The sequence below is a fragment of the Flavobacterium sp. PLA-1-15 genome, assembly GCF_049060005.1.
GTDB lineage: Bacteria > Bacteroidota > Bacteroidia > Flavobacteriales > Flavobacteriaceae > Flavobacterium.
Window position 1 is genome coordinate 64,839 of the sequence record NZ_JBMGQS010000017.1, and the last position, 15,531, is coordinate 80,369.

The window sequence follows — 15,531 nt, forward strand, 5'->3', positions numbered from 1 at the left end:
ATGAAATGATACAAAAGCAGTAGGCTAATAACTTACGAAGTGGCTTTCAGATTCTTATTTGTACTGCTAATAGCCTGTTCATTTTTATAATCAATCCACTGTTGTCCTTTCCATTTGCGCATAAGACTGTCAAAATTACGCATGATGAAAATATTATAAACGGCCTTGGATAAATTCCCGAAGCTTCGTGGGAAAGCACGCAGGCTCATAGAAAAACCGGGTGTCAGGTATTTCATATAATGCCAATATCCCTCAGGCATGTAGAGCATTTCGCCGTGTTTTAGATCGCAGACAAGACCTTGCGCATGTCGCAGGGCTGGAAATTTATCAAAATCAGGATTGTCAAAATCGATATCTTCACGGGAAATAAGCGAATGCGGAATCTTATACATGTATTTCGATTGATCCTGAGCAAAAATCATACAGCGTTTTTTTCCATGAAAATGGAAATGCAAGATATTTGAATAATCGATGTCATAGTGCATGAATACCCTGGAGTTTTCGCCACCAAAAAATAACATTGGCAATTGCTTGATTAGATTGAGTCCAAGATTGGGCCACTTGAAATCTAGTTTTAAGGATGGCACCTCCTTCATCAAATTGTATAAAAATATCCTATAGTTGGTAGGTTTAGATTGCAATAAATCAATGTAGTCGGTCATTTTCATCCTGGCATGTGCCTCGTTGAAACCTTCTTTGAACGAAACAGGCCGGTCGTCGTAGAGTGGCACCACCTTGTCGCCAGCGATTTCTTTGATGTAGTTGAGGTTCCATTTCTCGAAAGCAGGCCAATCGGCAGTGAGCTGCTCGATAACGACTGGCTTTTGCTTTTTTACATAATTATTGTAAAAATCATCCTTGGAAATGGTTTTTACACGCTCAATCTCGGTCAGTTGGAGTTTCATAGGGTACTCTAATTAAATAAACTCAAAAAAAAATGCTCTTAGCATTAGGGCTAAGAGCAAATTTAAAAAAGGTTTATTTTAGTATAATCTATTTTAACAAAAGGAAAAGAATACTATACTTTCAATTTTCCTGATGCTTCCAAGTTTCTTTCTATTGAATGTCCTGGACGGGACCATCTTGGTTTTTCTCCCAAGGCTTGGTATTGGGAATCTTCGGCTTCGACTGTTTTTGGCTGTGAAACTTTTGTAAAAGGCTTTTGTGCTATCAAACCTAGCATGTCGAACATTTTCATGTCTTCGTTTACATCTGGGTTTGGCGTTGTAAGCAATTTATCTCCAGCAAAAATAGAGTTTGCACCTGCGAAGAAACACATTGCCTGACCTTCACGGCTCATTTGGGTTCTTCCTGCAGAAAGACGCACCTGAGTTTCGGGCATGATGATTCTTGTCGTAGCAACCATACGGATCATTTCCCAGATTTCTACCGGTTTTTCTTCTTCCATTGGAGTTCCTTCAACGGCTACTAGGGCGTTGATTGGCACCGATTCTGGTTGTGGGCTAAGGGTAGACAACGCTACAAGCATTCCTGCTCTGTCTTCTACGCTTTCTCCCATCCCGATGATTCCGCCACTGCAAACGGTAACGTTTGTTTTACGGACGTTCTCGATGGTTTGGATACGGTCTTCGAAACCGCGGGTAGAGATTACTTCTTTATAATATTCCTCTGAAGTGTCAAGGTTGTGGTTATAGGCATAAAGACCTGCTTCTGCCAAACGATGTGCCTGATTTTCGGTAATCATACCAAGCGTACAGCACACTTCCATGTCGAGTTTATTGATGGTACGAACCATTTCCAATACCTGATCGAATTCCGGACCGTCCTTTACGTTTCGCCAGGCCGCACCCATACAAACACGGGAAGAACCGCTTGATTTTGCTCGCAAAGCTTGTGCTTTTACTTGACTAACAGACATCAAATCGTTTCCTTCGATATCAGTGTGATAACGCGCCGCTTGAGGGCAATAGCCACAATCTTCTGGGCATCCGCCGGTTTTGATGGATAATAATGTAGAAACCTGAACCACATTCGGGTCATGGAATTTACGGTGAACCGAGGCTGCTTCGAAAAGCAAATCCATCATCGGTTTATTATATATTGCTATAATTTCTTCTTTCGTCCAATCGTTTCTTGTGATACTCATATCTCATTTTTATTATGCTCCAAAAATAGTCATTTCCCGTTTAAGTAGAAAGTTTCTTTATTTAAAGTTTGAAATGGGTGATGGAAAGCGGATGGTTTTGGTTGTATTGGGCTTTGTTGGGAAGGTGATTATATGGAAGTGGGAGTTAATCAAACGACATCTGAAGGGAATCAAACGAGTTGGAAGTGAATCAAACGACTTCGGAGCATAATCAAACGACATCTGACGGCAATCAAACGACTTCGGAGCACAATCAAACGACTTCTGAAGGGAATCAAACGACTTCGGAGGGAATCAAACGGCTTCGGAGCACAATCAAACGACATCTGAAGAGAATCAAACGAGTTGGAGGGAATCAAATTACTTTTATAGTTGAAGAGATTTGGATGGTCCCTCGACTGCGCTCGGGGTGACACAATGATTGTGGAGTTGCTTGTGGAGGTCCTTCCTTCGTCAGGATGACAAGTTTGTGGATTTTGCTTGTGTCTTCCTTCGTCAGAAAATAATGTGCCGAGATGGAAAGCAATTTGCCGAGGTTTGAAGGGAATGTGCGGTGTATTATAAGTATAAAAAAAGAAAAAGGCTTATAACGATGGGGTTTCCAGCGTTATAAACCTTTTGAAAACTAAAGAATATTTTTAGTTTACTTTGTTGATTACTTCGACTTTGTCTTTCCAGTACTGCATCAAACAGAAGGAAATGATGATGGAAGAGGCAATGGATTCGAACAATAGCCCAATGCAATAGTAGTAGATGTTTGGGTCGCCTCCTCCGAAAAGGAATCCTTTTGAAAGGGTTTCTAAGTAGGCTTCACCACCTCTATAATAGATGTAGCCCAATAGACTGGCGATGCTGAGGATGGCTCCGATCATGGAGGTTGCAATGGCTGAAAGGAGGTTTCGGTTGTAGCCTCTGATGCCGTCGCGGACGTTCATTTGAATGGTTCGGTTAACTCCGAATGCCACGATGAAAAGGTTGAGGACTCTGAGATAGAACTCATTTGCCAAGCCTAAATATTCCAGAATAAGGAAGTAGATCCCGATTCCAACGAATATTATAAATCCGTTTGTAAATTCTCTTGATAGTTTCATAATGCTGGTTTTTTTGTTTTTAGTAATAGAAATACTTTTTCATAGTAACTAAAAGTACAAAATTATCTGCAGTGAAACTTTCTTTTATTGCGGATTTAATAAAATTTTAATAAATGTAGAAAGAGTAGATTACACCCTCTATTTGATAAGTTTTCCTTGATCGTCGTAGAGCAATATCCAATCGTTGTGGAAAAAGTAGTTCCATTTGGCTTCCGCCAAATCGGTTTCAGGATTTATTAATGTCTTGAATGTTCCGCCGTTTATAGAGGTTTCTGTATTTGCGAAAACACTAACTTCAATCCCTTTCTGGTTGAATTCTTTCTTGATGATTTGTGCCATCTGCCAAATTCCGTCGGGATTGCACCCAACAAATGCTAGTTGTTTAGGCACAAGCCTTTTGTTGATGTCATACGGTATCAATGTTTGGGTTTCTTTGTTTATCACTCGAAAAGCAGTATATCCTTGACGTTGACGAAGCATCATTCTCCAGCTTAAACGGTGTCCTTCTTCTGTCCATAGAACATCACCTTTTATAAAATGATGGCGTATCGGAAGGATAAGTTGGATGATAAAGAAAGGAACAAAAAAGTAGTACAATGAAGATTTGTTTTCAGCTACAGGTTCAGAGAAATCAATAGGAATTTTTTTCTTGAAGAAAATGCTTCTGATTTTTTCTGGCGGATAGAAAAACACGACAAAACTCAAGGCAAAGAAGGGAAAGATGCCTATCTGCAAGAAAATGGCGTTGAAGATGTGGAAAAAAATGGCAGCAAAGAAGGCGATGGTTCTGGTTTTTCTCCAAAGCAATAGCGGGACAATAAGCATGTCGAAAAAAATTCCGGAATAGGCTATGAACAGGTGGAACCAATGCTTGCTGAAAAGAGTTTTGAAGTACTCGAACTCGGTGTTTTGGAGGATCAGTTTTGTAAAACTACCGTCGAGCCAGCCGGGGTAGAACTTGGCAACGGTGGCAAAGAAATAAACAATCGCCATTTGAAAAATCATTACCGCAGAACACCACAAAGGCATGCTGTTTTGTTTTATGGAAGGATTGTTTTTTACATCCAACGATGCATATTTATTGGCAGGCAGGAAGAGCATCATCAAGCAAACCAATATCAAAAGGTAGTAATGATTGTTGTAGGATGTTTTTTGCATCAAATAGACTCCTGTCCATAAAAGGGTAAAAAGCCCCAGTGAAAGACGGTATCTGTAGCCGAGCATTACGAGAATGCCGCAGACTCCCATCAGTGCAAAGTAGAAGTACATGCCGTATCCAGGAAGCGGTTGGAGCCACTCAAGTCCGATATGTGAGAAGGTAAATTCAGGCTCGATGAGGACTCTTTTTACCCAACCTGTAAGTATGGCACCAAAAGTTTCAGCGGCCAATAGAAACCCTAGGAAAATCCTAAAGATGATCAAGGGTGCGTTGTCTATAGGTTGGAAGAGTTTCTTTAGCATCATCTATTGTTTTTGATGAATTCTAATGAGGTGATTTTGTCGTGGGCGAGTTGTTCTTTGAGTTTTTCTACGGATTCGAATTTTTGCTCAGGGCGAATGCGGTGAAGTATCGAAACTCTTATTTCCTTATCATATAAATCTTCGTTGAGGTCAAAATAATGTACTTCGATGGTTTGATGCTGGCCGCTAACGGTTGGATTAAATCCGATGTTCATCATCCCGAAAATGGTTTTTCCGTTGATAACACAGCTCACTACATAAACGCCAATCTGAGGAATGAGCTTGTAATTTTCCTTTATGGAAATGTTGGCAGTAGGAAAACCGATGGTTCTGCCGAGTTGTTTTCCTTTTACGACTGTTCCTGTCAGGAAATAATTGTAGCCGAGGTATTTGTTTGCAAGCCGAATGTTTCCTTCTTGGAGAGCATTTCGAATTTTGGTTGAGCTTACCGAAACTTCGTTAATTTCTTGCGGAGAAATCTGTTCTACTTCGAAGTTGTATTGTTCTCCAAAAACAATAAGATCCTCGATATTGGCAGTCCTATTTCGACCGAAACGATGGTCGTGGCCGATGATTATTTTTTTTATTTTGAAAATATCTACCAGGATGTTTTTGACAAATTCTTCGGCGGTTAATCTTGAAAAAGCTTGGTCAAATGGATGAATCACTAAATTGTCGAGACCGTTTTGTTCGAGTAGAAAAGCCTTTTCATCGATGGTATTTAATAATTTAATTTCAGAATCGCCTTGAAGAACCATCCGCGGATGCGGAAAAAACGTAAGTACAAGAGATTCTGTATTTGCATCGGTATTTTCAACCAGGCGATCAATGATTTTTTTATGGCCAAAATGCACCCCATCAAAAGTTCCGAGTGTGACGATGGTTCCAGAAGTTGTTTTGAAATCCTGTATTGAATTGAAAATCTTCAAAATTTTGGTTTTTAGAGTGATGCAAATTTAGGTCTATGAAGCGAATAAATGAAATGGAATGTTGCTTTTTTGGATTTACAAAGGAATCAAAATATTCAAAAGCATTCGTTTTTTAAAATTATTAGTGTAGATATTGAAGATTTTTGTTAAAGTATAGAATGATAAATAGTCAACAATACCTACAATATCATGAAAATGTGTTAAAAGTCAAGGTTTTGTTTGATGGATAAATGAATTAAATGTTTTAAAGTATTAATTTTGCTTAATCAAGAAATAATAATAAATTATGAAATTAAAAATACTAGTAACCGTAGTAGCCATTCTTACCTTTTCATTTGGTAACGCCCAGAATTCATTTTGGACAAAAATGACGAAGGAGCGATTTAATGAAGTAGACAAATTAGAACGCGTATCAAACCCATCTGATTATGAAATTTTCCATTTGAATTTGGAAGGCTTAAAAAATCAATTGAAAGCAGCGCCAACCAGAACTTTTGGTGGCAACACTCCAGTTTCAAATGTAATTCTAGAATTCCCAAATGCGGAAGGAAACCTTGAAAAGTTTAGAATTTATGAGTCTTCTGTTATGGAGGCTGAGCTGGCTAAAAATCACCCAGAAATTCAATCGTATGTAGGGCAAGGAATTGACAACCCTACAGCAAGAATCTATTTGACCACCACTCTTTTTGGATTGCACACAATGACCATTTCAGAAAAGGGAGCATCTTATGTAGATCCTTACACTAAAGACTTGCAGAATTATATTGTATACAACAAATCAAGTTTGACTACAAACAGAAGTTTTGAATGTCGTACTGAAAGTAATTTTGAAAACACAACAGATTCTGATGAATTTGAGCCAGTAACCATGGCCAATGATGGAAAGTTTAGAACATACAGATTGGCAATGGCTTGTACAATCGAATATGCAGCTTATCATGTAAATGCTGCTGTAGCCGCAGGTTCGCTTCCTTCTGGAGCAACAGAAGCACAAAAAAAAGCAGCGGTTTTAGCGGCAATGAACGTTACAGTTTCTCGAATGAACAGCGTATATGAAATTGATATGTCTTTAAGAATGGTTCTTGTTGCAAATAATACAAACATCATTTTTATTACTTCAGATAGTTTTGATAATTCAGATTCTAGCGGTCAGTTGATTAATCAGAGTCATAGTGTCATAAATAGTACGATTGGTGCTTTGAATTATGATATTGGTCATACGGTTAGTACTGGTGGGGGAGGCTTAGCGAGCAAGGGCTCTGTTTGTGTATTTGCTAATAAAGGCAGAGGAATTACAGGCTCTAATGCTCCAGTTGGAGATCCTTATGATATTGATTATGTAGCGCATGAGGTTGGACACCAATTTGGTGCTGACCATACCTTTAATGGTACTGGCGGAAGCTGTACTGGAAATAGAGTAAATGGTATTGCGGTTGAACCTGGAAGCGGTTCTACAATAATGGCTTATGCTGGAATTTGTAGCAATAATATAAATGTACAACAAAATTCCGACGCTTATTTTAATGCAATTAGTATTGCTCAAATGATGGAGCATATTACAGGAGATGGAAATTGCGTTGCAGGCGTTGCAAATGGGAATACACCACCAGTTATTACCCCACTAACCAATTATACAATTCCAATTGGAACAGCATTTGTATTGAAAGGAAATGGAACAGATACTGAAACTACATTGACGTATTGCTGGGAACAAAAAGATGGATTAGGAAGTGCTAGTAATACATTTCCAAGTGCAACATCAACTACAGCAAATCCAAATTTCAGGTCAAGAATGCCCTCTTCATCTCCAAACCGATACATGCCAGCCTTACAACATATTCTAACCAATACTTTTGTAAGTCCAATAACTTGGGAGATTATTCCAAACGTTGCAAGAACGATGGGGTTTACATTGACAGTTAGAGATAACCAAGTTGTAAATGGAGGACAAACCTCTAAACAAGACATGACCGTAACATTCAATGCTGCATCAGGTCCGTTCAAAGTAACTTCACAAGCGACTGCAGGTATCACTTGGACAAATACACCACAAGTTATTACTTGGAATGTTGCTAACACTACTGCGGCACCAGTTAGTACTGCCAATGTAAATATCCTTTTGTCTACAGATGGTGGTTTGACTTATCCAATAACGCTGGCTGCTAATACTCCAAATGATGGTCTGGAAGTAATAACGGTTCCAAGTGTTGTTTCGTCTACTTGTAGAATTATGATTGAGGCGGTAAACAATATATTCATTGCGGTAAATTCAACGCAGTTTGCTGTAGATAATAATTTGAGCACTGATAATTTCGGATTAAAAAACTTCAAATTATATCCAAATCCAAACTCAGGAAATTTTAGCATTGAATTTAATTCTGAAACTTCAAGCGATATTAAAATTGCTATTTACGATATCCAAGGAAGACAAATTTTAGACAAGACTTACCAAAATACGGGTATGTTTTCTCAAAATGTTCAATTGAATAGTGTTCAAGCAGGTGTTTATCTAGTAAACATCAATGATGGAGATAAGAAAGAAACAAGAAAGATTGTGATCAATTAATCATTCTAGATATACAATCAAGCCGTTTGGAAGTAATTTCAAACGGCTTTTTTATTTATAGTAGGGTGTTTTTCAAGTCTTTTTTGTTAAAATACAAACCGTTTTTATATTTTTGCACCACTATGGCAAAACAAGAAGATTTATTTAAGAATGTAGTTTCGCACGCAAAAGAATACGGATACATTTTTCCGTCAAGCGAAATTTATGATGGTTTGAGTGCGGTTTACGACTATGCACAAAACGGAGTAGAATTAAAAAAGAACATCAGAGAATATTGGTGGAAATCGATGGTACAGATGCACGAGAACATCGTGGGTCTTGATGCCGCAATCTTGATGCATCCAACCACTTGGAAGGCTTCCGGACACGTGGATGCATTCAACGATCCATTGATTGACAACAAAGATTCTAAAAGAAGATACAGAGCGGATGTTTTGATTGAAGATTATGCAGAAAAACTCAATCAGAAAGCCGAAAAAGAAATAGAAAAAGCAAGCGTTCGCTTTGGTGAAGCCTTCAATCGTGAGGAATTTGTGACTACAAATGCCAGAGTGGTCGAATATCTTTCTAAGAAAAAAGAAATCTTGGAAAGAATGGCACGTTCGCTTGAGAACGAGGATTTGGCAGACGTTAAAGCCTTAATAGAAGAATTGGAAATTGCCGATCCTGAAACCGGTTCAAGAAATTGGACCGATGTGAAGCAATTCAACTTAATGTTCGGAACAAAATTAGGAGCTTCTGCAGAAAACGCTATGGATTTATACCTTCGTCCAGAAACGGCTCAGGGTATATTTGTAAACTTCCTAAATGTGCAAAAATCAGGAAGAATGAAAATTCCTTTCGGAATTGCCCAAACTGGTAAAGCCTTTAGAAATGAAATTGTGGCAAGACAATTTATCTTCCGTATGCGTGAATTTGAACAAATGGAAATGCAATTCTTTGTGAAGCCAGGCGAAGAGATGAAATACTACGAATACTGGAAAACAACGCGTCTGAACTGGCATTTGTCTTTAGGTTTAGGAAAAGAAAATTACCGTTTCCACGACCACGAAAAATTAGCACATTATGCAAATGCTGCGGCCGATATCGAGTTTAATTTCCCATTCGGATTCAAGGAATTGGAAGGAATTCACTCTCGTACAGACTTCGATTTGAAAGCACACGAAGAATTTTCTGGAAAGAAAATGCAATATTTCGATACTGAAGAAAATAAAAACTATACGCCTTATGTAGTGGAAACTTCAGTAGGTTTAGACAGAATGTTCTTGGCAGTTTTCTCCAATTCATTGAAAGAGGAAACATTGGAAGATGGGTCTACACGAACAGTTTTGCAATTGCCATCTGTTTTAGCGCCAACAAAAGCAGCCGTTTTACCTTTAATTAAAAGAGACGGTTTGCCAGAAGTAGCCCGAAACATCATCGAAGAATTAAAGTGGGACTTCAATGTGGCTTACGATGAGAAAGATGCCGTTGGTCGTCGTTACCGTCGTCAAGATGCTTTGGGAACGCCTTTCTGTATTACAGTTGACCACCAAACTTTGGAAGATCAAACCGTAACTATCCGTCATAGAGACAGTATGAAACAGGATAGAGTTGCTATTTCTGAATTAAAAGGAATTATAGAACATGAAGTTTCGATGAAAAACTGGTTGATGAAAACCAAAGTATAATCGAAAGAGATAAAACAAAAAACGGAGACCTAAAATCTCCGTTTTTTTATGCTATAAATAAAGCTTTAAGTTCTGTCGCTTCCGATGGTTTCATCTTTCCAGCCAAAACTAAACTCAGTTGTTTTCTTCTCAAAGCAGCCTCGAAACGTTCTTTTTCCAATTCAGTTTCAGGAACAATTGGGGCTACTTCTACAGGTCTTCCGGTGTCGTCAACGGCTACAAAAGTGTAAATTGCTTCGTTTGCCTTGTTTTTATTGCCCGATTCTCTATCTTCAATCCAAACATCGATGTAAATTTCCATGGAGCTTTTAAAACTTCTGGATACTTTCGCTTCCACTGTAACAACGCTTCCCAATGGAATTGCTCTGTTGAAAGCCACGTGATTTACAGAAGCTGTAACCACAATTCTACGGGAATGCCTTCTTGCAGCGATACTTGCGGCACGGTCCATTCTGGCTAATAATTCGCCGCCAAAAAGATTGTTTAGGGGATTTGTTTCACTTGGCAAAACCAAATCGGTCAATACCGTTAAGGAGTCAGAAGGATGTTTTGGAGACATAAGTTTTTTTGGCAAAGATAAATACGTTTCAAAGAAAAATCCCGATTTGCATTGAAATTATTCAGACAAATCGGGATTAAAATTTTATAGATCTTTGATGAGCAACCAGGCTTCTTTGTTTTGTGTTTTGTGAATCTCTGCCATTGCTTTTTGCGATTCGGCGTAGGTCGAATAACTTCCGTAAAGTACCGGATACAACCCAAATTTATTCTTTTCGAGCCTTCTGGATTTGAATCCTTCCTTGCTCAGTCGTTCAAATATTCGTTGCGCATTGCTTTCTTCTCTAAAAGCTCCGGCAACAATATGATAGGAAAGTTTTTGTTCCTTAACCGTAAGTTTTACATTCGGAAGCGGACTTTCGATAAAGAAAGTAGCTTCTTGAATCTTGTCTTCTACTTCTTTCTGAACTTCGGTCTGCACTAATTTGGTTTCTTCTAAAACTCTTTCCTCATACATATTGGCACCAAAAACACCAGCAACTCCTAATCCAACCACAAAAACGGCGGCATATTTCAAATAAGAATAGCTCTTGGTTGTAGTTGTTTCGGGAATAAAAACGATTGGTTCTTTTTCTTCCAAAACCGGAACTTCTTGAACGATTTCTCTCTTCACCAAAGGCGAAACAAAAGAAGTCAACCCAAAGGCGGCCGTATGATAATTGATATGATTGGACGCTTCAAAAACCAAACTTCCCTCGTAATTCAAGGAAACCGTTCCGATGTTTTGCAACACGATACTTTGATTGTTCAAAAGCGCATTTTTCCACAACGAAACTTCTTTCTGCAAGTCTTGAACAGCAGTTTCATAGGAAGTTTTTTCCATTTGAGAAATATGGCTGGCCAAAAGCCCGTCGTTATTTTTCAAATAAGAATTAAACGAAACCAACTTTTTTGGAGGATAGAAAGCATTAGAACTTTCATCCCACTGAGCCGATTGGATTTCAGTCAAGAATGCCCCGAAACCTGGAACTGTAACGCATTGGTATCGGTATAAAAGTTGTGATATGTATTGTTCCATCTTCATAGCAACAAAGTTAGATATTAACGTAGGGTATCAAAATTTTATCAACAAATTTTATTAACAATTTCAAAAAAATGTCTTTAATTTGAAATTCAATTATTTGCCATGAACGAACAGGAATTATTTTACGTATTAGCGCTTCAAAAAGTAGAATTGGTAGGCGATATCGTTGCTAAAAAGCTCATCAATCATATTGGAAACGCTCAAGATGTTTTCAAAGCAAAGCCGTCTCAGCTATCTTCCATTGATGGAATTGGGTCTGTTCTCATTCAAAATCTCAAGAATGATCAGGTTTTTAAAAAGGCTGAAGCCGAACTGAAATTCATCACCCAGAATAATATAGACACCGCTTTTTTCAAGGATGACAATTATCCGGAAAAATTAAAACATTGCATCGATGGTCCTGTTTTGCTCTTCACTTCTGGAAACATCAATCTTGCGAACAGAAAAATCATCAGTATTGTTGGAACACGACAAATCACACCCCAAGGAACAGAATTCTGCAAGAAGCTGATAGCCGATTTGGCACCGCTGGATCCAATTATTGTCAGTGGTTTTGCCTACGGAGTTGATATTGTGGCCCATCAAGCCGCGATGGAAAATAACCTCCAAACAATTGGTGTTGTTGCCCATGGTTTGAATCAAATTTATCCAAGTGCACATAAAAAATATGTAGCCAAGATGGAAGAAAATGGAGGTTTCATTACCGAGTTTTGGAGTTCGTCCAATCCCGATAAGGAAAATTTTGTCCGAAGAAACCGCATCGTTGCTGGAATGTCTGAAGCTACGATTGTCATTGAATCTGCCGATAAAGGAGGTTCTCTCATCACCGCCAATATGGCCAATGATTACAACCGCGATGTGTTTGCCGTTCCGGGAAGAACTACTGATAAATACAGTCAGGGTTGCAATAATTTAATCAAAACCCAAAAGGCAAATTTACTTACTTCGGCCGCCGATTTAATTTATATTTTGAATTGGGATATTGAGGAAAAACCGAAAGTAATCCAAAAACAACTCTTTGTTTCGTTGAATGATGAAGAACAAAAAGTGTACGATTTCCTTCAACAAAACGGTAAAGAATTGATGGACATCATTGCTTTGCGTTGCGACTTTCCAATCTTTAAAATCTCAGGGATTTTATTGAATATGGAATTGAAAGGAGTTATTAGGCCTTTGCCGGGGAAGTTGTTCGAAGCGATTTAATTTAACCATATAAGGCATATAAGAACATTGAAGCCAAAATTTTATGGACTTAGATGTCTTATATGGTAAAAAAATTATGCTTTAAATCCCAATTTCTCCCGAACCCTGCTCAAAACACCATCTGCAATGGCTCCGGCTTTCGTGGCGCCAATTTCCAATGTTTTTTCAAGTTCGTCGAGATTGTTCATGTAGTAGTTGTACCTTTCTCTTTCGACTTTGAATTTCTCAGTAATCAATTCAAAAAGCGCCTGCTTCGCATGGCCCCAACCAAAATCACGGTTCACATTTTTATATTTCTCCAGCATTTCCAGCTGTTGTTCTTCAGTAGCAAGCAGTTTAAAGATTGTAAAAATCTTGCACGTTTCTGCATCTTTAGGCTCTTCCAATGGCGTGCTGTCCGTTTCAATAGACATTACCTGCTTGCGCAAAGCCTTGTCATCCAAGAAAATATTGATGATGTTATTAGCCGATTTGCTCATTTTTCCGCCGTTTGTTCCTGGAACGAGCATCGTGTTTTCGGCTGTAATTGCCTCAGGTAATACAAACGTTTCGCCCATCTGGTTGTTGAAACGCGAAGCTACATCACGCGTAATCTCCAAATGCTGCAATTGGTCTTTTCCAACAGGAACAAATTCTGCATCATATAATAGGATATCAGCAGCCATCAGCATCGGATAGGTAAACAAACCAGCATTTACATCCGAAAGTCTGTCGGCTTTGTCCTTGAAGGAATGTGCCAATGTCAAGCGCTGAAACGGAAAGAAACAACTTAAATACCATGACAATTCTGCCGTTTGAGCAACATCCGATTGGCGGTAAAAAATAACTTTATTGATGTCAACTCCACAGGCAAGCCAAGTCGCAGCAGTACTGTATGTGTTTTCTCTTAAAGTCTTTGCGTCTTTGATTTGCGTAATAGAATGCAAATCTGCAATAAAAAGAAACGTTTGGTGTGCCGGATTTTTTGATAATTCAATAGCCGGAAGAATTGCTCCCAATAGGTTTCCCAAATGTGGAGTTCCCGTGCTTTGAATGCCTGTTAGTATTTTTGCCATTGTAAATTTAATTTTCGCAAAGGTAAAGGTTTTGTCAAAAAGTAAAGATTGAATTCTTACATTTGGGAGGCAAAAGATTAAAAAGTGCCTTCAGGTTGTTTTCTACTCCCGATAGTCCCGAAGTTTCGGGAGGCGTCCTCGGCGCTTTTTCAGCGGAGAGATAGAGGCGAAAGCGGGAATATGATAAAAAGAAAGCCTAATATTGGGTTCTAAATAAAAAGAATAGAGATGCGGGTTATTAAAATTATTTTTTGGATAGTTTGGCGGATTTGGTTTTACATCATGATGGGACTTCCGATTATCATTATGTTTCCGTTTCTACTGATATCGATTCTGAAAGAGAAATGGTATCCGTATTTTTTTGTGATGGCAAGAATTTGGGCCAAATGCATCTTATACGGCACTGGATTCTATTATAAAGTAGAGCGCGAAGAGGTTTTGCCTGCTGGAAAGAGTTATATGTTTGTGGCCAATCATACTTCGATGACCGATATAATGCTGATGCTTGCCGTAGTTCGTCATCCATTTGTTTTTGTGGGGAAAAAGGAACTGTCGAAGATTCCGCTTTTTGGTTTTTTCTACAAAAGAACGTGTATTTTGGTGGACAGAAGCAGCTCAAAAAGCAGGATGGCCGTTTTCGAAAGAGCCCAAAAAAGATTAAATCAGGGTTTGAGTGTCTGTATTTTTCCCGAAGGCGGAGTGCCAGACGACGAAAGTATCTTGCTTGATGAATTCAAGGATGGAGCTTTCCGCCTAGCAATCGAACATCAAATACCTATTGTTCCGCTGACTTTTGCCGATAATAAAGAGCGTTTTTCATATACTTTTTTAAGCGGTAGCCCTGGATTAATGCGAGTGAAAGTGCACAGTGCAATTCCGACAGAGGGCAAAACTTTAAATGATAAGAAGGAAGTTAAAGATGCTGTTCGAACGGTAATTTATCATCAGCTTTTGAAGTTTGGTAAAGAATAAGTGAGCATAAGGGTAAATTTTTAGGTTTAAATAAATAATTCACAATAATAAAGGTCAAAAAATTAAATTTTACGATATTTGTAACTATGAATAAAGGCTGGACAGGATTGTTACCACATTTAAAGTTTCTCATTAAAAGAAACCCAGAATGAATTTGATTTTTTAATTGGATTATTAAAATTTGAAATTCATTTTCAAATCATTTTATTAAATTTTCAAATTAAAAAAGTATGCCAATATATCATAAACTGGGTAATTTCCCCCAAAAGAGACATACGCAGTTCGAAAAGCCAAACGGTGGTTTATACTACGAACAGCTTTTTGGAACCGAAGGATTTCACGGACATTCGTCCTTACTGTATCATGTTCACAGGCCAACTCAGGTTAAGGAAATTTTAGCTTCGCACGATGTGGAGCCAAAAATTGCCATCGGAAAAAACATAAAATCACTTTTGCTAAAAGGTTTTGAATTGCAACCTGCTGATGATTTTTTAGAAAGTAGAAAAGCAATGTTGGTAAACAGAGATTGTACCATCGGTCTTGCAGCTCCAAAAAAGTCATTACGCAATTATTTTTATAAAAACGCCGATGCTGATGAGATGATTTTCATCCACAAAGGTACTGGAACGCTCCGTACGATGATGGGGAATATTCCTTTTGAATACGGCGATTATTTGATCGTTCCAAGAGGAATCATTTATCAAATTGATTTTGATACGGAAGACAACAGATTGTTTTATGTAGAGTCTTTCGCGCCATTCTATACTCCAAAAAGGTATAAAAACGAATCTGGGCAGCATTTAGAACATTCTCCTTTCTGTGAAAGGGATTTCAAATTGCCAACTGAGCTCGAAACGTATGATGAAAAAGGTGATTTCCTTATCAAAATAAAAAA

The 15,531-nt window shown here is 38.3% G+C and carries 14 protein-coding genes; 6 read left to right on the plus strand and 8 right to left on the minus strand.

The features are described from left to right. Positions 1–32: 32 nt before the first annotated feature. Together ACI6PS_RS10915 and bioB are read right to left on the minus strand one after the other, a co-directional pair. Positions 33–905, minus strand: a complete 873-nt coding sequence (locus ACI6PS_RS10915; RefSeq protein ID WP_421012603.1) for a cupin-like domain-containing protein — start codon at positions 903–905, stop codon at positions 33–35. Positions 906–1,018: 113 nt separating this feature from the next. Then, on the minus strand, positions 1,019–2,107 hold the full coding sequence (gene bioB / locus ACI6PS_RS10920) for a biotin synthase BioB (protein WP_421012604.1): 1,089 nt from the start codon (positions 2,105–2,107) through the stop codon (positions 1,019–1,021). A 185-nt stretch (positions 2,108–2,292) separates the two neighbouring features. Between bioB and ACI6PS_RS10925 the strand changes: the two genes are divergently transcribed. After that, entirely contained in the window at positions 2,293–2,520 is a 228-nt protein-coding gene (locus ACI6PS_RS10925) for a hypothetical protein (protein WP_421012605.1), read from the plus strand. A 225-nt stretch (positions 2,521–2,745) separates the two neighbouring features. Here ACI6PS_RS10925 and ACI6PS_RS10930 read toward each other — a convergent pair whose 3' ends face one another. The 3 genes from ACI6PS_RS10930 to ACI6PS_RS10940 form a co-directional block, all read right to left on the minus strand. Further along, on the minus strand, positions 2,746–3,198 hold the full coding sequence (locus ACI6PS_RS10930) for a hypothetical protein (protein WP_421012606.1): 453 nt from the start codon (positions 3,196–3,198) through the stop codon (positions 2,746–2,748). A gap of 138 nt (positions 3,199–3,336) precedes the next feature. Further along, the gene (locus ACI6PS_RS10935) at positions 3,337–4,659 is read right to left on the minus strand and encodes an HTTM domain-containing protein (RefSeq protein ID WP_421012616.1); all 1,323 of its coding nucleotides are present in this window, start codon (positions 4,657–4,659) and stop codon (positions 3,337–3,339) included. Then, positions 4,659–5,588: a bifunctional riboflavin kinase/FAD synthetase gene (locus ACI6PS_RS10940; protein WP_421012607.1), complete on the minus strand. Its 930-nt coding sequence runs from the start codon at positions 5,586–5,588 to the stop codon at positions 4,659–4,661. Before ACI6PS_RS10940 ends, ACI6PS_RS10935 begins: the two co-directional genes overlap by 1 nt. A gap of 286 nt (positions 5,589–5,874) precedes the next feature. Between ACI6PS_RS10940 and ACI6PS_RS10945 the strand changes: the two genes are divergently transcribed. Then, on the plus strand, positions 5,875–8,154 hold the full coding sequence (locus ACI6PS_RS10945; protein ID WP_421012608.1) for a reprolysin-like metallopeptidase: 2,280 nt from the start codon (positions 5,875–5,877) through the stop codon (positions 8,152–8,154). 122 nt (positions 8,155–8,276) lie between these two features. Then, complete coding sequence (locus ACI6PS_RS10950; protein WP_421012609.1) at positions 8,277–9,824, plus strand: glycine--tRNA ligase; 1,548 nt, start codon at positions 8,277–8,279, stop codon at positions 9,822–9,824. 46 nt (positions 9,825–9,870) lie between these two features. Here ACI6PS_RS10950 and ACI6PS_RS10955 read toward each other — a convergent pair whose 3' ends face one another. Together ACI6PS_RS10955 and ACI6PS_RS10960 are read right to left on the minus strand one after the other, a co-directional pair. Beyond that, complete coding sequence (locus ACI6PS_RS10955; protein WP_421012610.1) at positions 9,871–10,383, minus strand: acyl-CoA thioesterase; 513 nt, start codon at positions 10,381–10,383, stop codon at positions 9,871–9,873. A gap of 84 nt (positions 10,384–10,467) precedes the next feature. After that, a complete protein-coding gene (locus ACI6PS_RS10960) occupies positions 10,468–11,400 on the minus strand; it encodes an SPOR domain-containing protein (protein WP_421012611.1) in 933 nt (310 codons plus the stop codon). A gap of 108 nt (positions 11,401–11,508) precedes the next feature. Here ACI6PS_RS10960 and dprA point away from each other — a divergent pair, with 108 nt between their 5' ends. Beyond that, positions 11,509–12,609 carry a DNA-processing protein DprA gene (gene dprA, locus ACI6PS_RS10965; protein ID WP_421012612.1) on the plus strand — a complete coding sequence of 367 codons (1,101 nt, stop codon included), beginning with the start codon at positions 11,509–11,511 and terminating at the stop codon, positions 12,607–12,609. A gap of 74 nt (positions 12,610–12,683) precedes the next feature. Here dprA and trpS read toward each other — a convergent pair whose 3' ends face one another. Next, positions 12,684–13,664: a tryptophan--tRNA ligase gene (gene trpS / locus ACI6PS_RS10970; protein WP_421012613.1), complete on the minus strand. Its 981-nt coding sequence runs from the start codon at positions 13,662–13,664 to the stop codon at positions 12,684–12,686. A 228-nt stretch (positions 13,665–13,892) separates the two neighbouring features. Here trpS and ACI6PS_RS10975 point away from each other — a divergent pair, with 228 nt between their 5' ends. Both ACI6PS_RS10975 and ACI6PS_RS10980 read left to right on the plus strand, forming a co-directional pair. Next, entirely contained in the window at positions 13,893–14,636 is a 744-nt protein-coding gene (locus ACI6PS_RS10975) for a lysophospholipid acyltransferase family protein (protein ID WP_421012614.1), read from the plus strand. 230 nt (positions 14,637–14,866) lie between these two features. Then, positions 14,867–15,531 (plus strand): homogentisate 1,2-dioxygenase (locus tag ACI6PS_RS10980; protein WP_421012615.1); only part of this gene is annotated, 665 nt, incomplete at its 3' end.